Raw genomic sequence first — 2,716 nt, 5'->3', positions numbered from 1 at the left:
CTGCAATCGAGCTTGCCTCTGATCTCGGCCCAGGTCAGGTCATTTGCGAGCAGCAAGATCAGGCGCGCTCGACGCGCCGAGTCCGCTCGCTCGGTCCTCCCACTGGCTCGCCGCTGCAGTTCCACGATTTCGGCGTCGGTCAATTTCATTGCGCCCTCCGAGGGCTCAATGATACTTCCTATTTAAACGTTACAGTCCACTAGTCGCCCCGATGCGCCAGCGATCCCAGGATCCCGGATCGATTGGATTCTCCCGGCGACTAGGGGGAAGCTCCAGAAGCCAATGCCTGCATGTTGGTGACAAGGCGAGACATGTGATGACTGGCCTCTGCGCCATGGATAAGGAGCAGAGGCAGCCAATCCCCGCCCGTGCCGTGAGCGGTCTTCGCGTTGCCGGTAGGCGCGAAGGAGGTGGTGGCTTGTGGCCAGCCTCATAATTGAGGTTCTCCTCAACGAAGTTGGTGATATTGAGGTTCCGCGCGACCTGAGATGAACTGCGCCCGTGCAAGTGCACCCAGTCAGCTCACGACCGATGCCAGTTCGTCGCATGCAGAAAGCTGTGAACGGGCCAACTTGGACACCGGCGACAATGAGCGCGGAAGCCATCTGAGGAGCCTGGACGGGGGTCATCTGCAAGGCTCCTTGATCAAGAACAGCAGTTGGAAACCTGGTTGCCAAGTGAGTAGTGCAATTTCGGGGCGGGCTCGATCCAACGTGCCGCAAGGAGCGCCAGCATTCGCACCGCAAGCACCTCATGCGCGTGCCACGATCCCCTCTGTCCGAACACGTTGAAAGTAGCGACGCAAGCGTTGCCACGCAGGATGGGTACGTTGATACACGCGTTGAGACCCATCTCAGCCATTCGGTCGTAGTCGTCGAACACTTGGGCCAGCGAATGCGCCCCCTCAGCCACGAAGACCCGTCCCTGGGCAAACAGGGTATCGGTCCAGTGCGTCAGCGTTTTGCGCTTACGGCCCTGCACAGGAAACTGACCCCTATGCGACGAGTAGTAGCGCTGCAATTGAATCTCGTTGGGCGGATCATCTGAAGTAGTGACATTGATGTTGATGCTGAAGGTCACAGGACCGGCAAACAGTCGAAGTACTTCATCGATTTGCTTCATCGCCTCATCGGCATCGCGGGCCGTGCCAAGGGCGTCGAAAAGATTCGTGCACAGGGCGACCAACAGGGGCTGCGGGAATTCGTTCGATGTCTGCATGGGTGAAGTCTAGGATTGTTAATTCACTGAATTTCACTTTTTTCTGATATATCTATAACCTTTTTCTCATGCCCAAAGCTTTTTCGCCCGAAGAGCGCGCGGAACGACTGCGCCACACTCTGCTATCGCGACTAAAGATGCGTCACTTAGCCCTGCTTCAGGCGGTGCATCGCCACCGTACGTTAAGCCGGGTAGCGTTGGAGCTGCGCCTGAGCCAGCCTGCGATTACCAAAGCGTTGAAAGAAGTCGAAGAGATCTTCTTGGCGCAGCTGTTCGTGCGTAGTCGACAGGGCCTCGTTCCAACGCCGACAGGTGAAGCGGTTTTGCACTACGCGTTGATCTCACTCGCAGACATGGAGTCGACAACTGACATGTTGAGCGCGATCGACACGGGACTCGCGGGACGCGTACGCATTGGCGTCACGCCGCACGTACCTGAAGCTCTATTGGATGCAGCTTTTACGCACCTACTGGGCCAGACTCCTCGCGTGGCCGTCATGGCAAAGGAGGGGACCACGGATGAGCTAGTGGCTGCACTGGGAGCGCGCGAACTGGACTGCGTGATCGGCCGCGCGTATCACGAAAGCATTGACATCAGCATCACGCAAGAGGCGATCTACGAGCAACTACCTTGCTTGGTAGTACCTACGAACAGCCGCGCCCGCCTAGCCAAGGGCGCGCTGGACTGGCGCCGGCTGGCCGCGCTGGACTGGATCATGCCGCCACGGAACTCGCCTATGCGCCGCACTTTTAATGCAATTTTTCTGGGCGCTGGAGTGCAGGCGCCACTTCCGATTGTCGAGACCCAGTCGCTGCGGAGCATCGAGTCAGTGCTTCGCCGCGAACCGAACGGAATCACCATCCTGGCACGCGACGTGGCGGCCGAGCTGACGAAGTCAGGCTCGTGCGCAACGCTGCCGTACGAGTTGTCGTGGAACTTGCCGCCAATCAGCTTCTTCGTTCTTCAGAGTGGTTCCAAGCAACCAATCGTCCGGGCACTCTCATTGGCGATCCGTCAGGCTGCAACAGGTCTGGGCCCGGACGCTTCAGTCCGCTAAAGGCGCCCGCCTCACACGACGAAAGACGTGCCGAAGGGAGCGGCCATCATCTGGATAACCGTGCAGGATTAAGTGTCGCGGTTGCCAGAGCTCAACGACCCCGCAGCAGCGACACCGTTGCAGCTCCACCGAACGTCATGAGCAGCAGCCACCGAGATGCAACGCCATTTCCCCGAAGCTTCCGCCAGGCGATCCTGCTGCAGCAGTGCAACGACCTCCCCAAAAGGCTCGAGAAAGTGCTCAGTCCGCCGAGGAAGCTGGTGATGACCTGCGGTTTCCGTTGAGGTGGGAGTCCTTGATGGGCGTCAAAGCACGCGAGGGAGATTCCAACTAAGAACTTATCCGTAAATAGGTAAACTATCGATCCGAGCCGCATTGGGCGCGGCGATGGATCGAGATCTTGGCGAAACGTGTTGAGTCGTGGGTGGTGACCGATGAGT

The 2,716-nt window shown here is 58.5% G+C and carries 2 protein-coding genes; one reads left to right on the top strand and one right to left on the bottom strand.

Annotated features, from left to right (window positions below; translation table 11 throughout):
• Window positions 1–645: 645 nt before the first annotated feature.
• Window positions 646–1,218: a GAF domain-containing protein gene (locus QZH52_RS38450; RefSeq protein ID WP_301816519.1), complete on the bottom strand. Its 573-nt coding sequence runs from the start codon at window positions 1,216–1,218 to the stop codon at window positions 646–648.
• A 68-nt stretch (window positions 1,219–1,286) separates the two neighbouring features.
• Here QZH52_RS38450 and QZH52_RS38445 point away from each other — a divergent pair, with 68 nt between their 5' ends.
• Window positions 1,287–2,276 (top strand): LysR substrate-binding domain-containing protein, encoded by a 990-nt coding sequence (locus QZH52_RS38445; protein ID WP_301816518.1) that lies wholly within the window; start codon window positions 1,287–1,289, stop codon window positions 2,274–2,276.
• The last annotated feature ends 440 nt before the right edge of the window (window positions 2,277–2,716 follow it).

Origin of the sequence: Variovorax ginsengisoli, from assembly GCF_030486595.1 — a bacterium.
Lineage (GTDB): Bacteria > Pseudomonadota > Gammaproteobacteria > Burkholderiales > Burkholderiaceae_C > Variovorax > Variovorax ginsengisoli_B.
The sequence above is the reverse complement of the archived record's forward strand: the minus strand, read 5'-3'. Positions and strand labels throughout refer to the sequence as shown.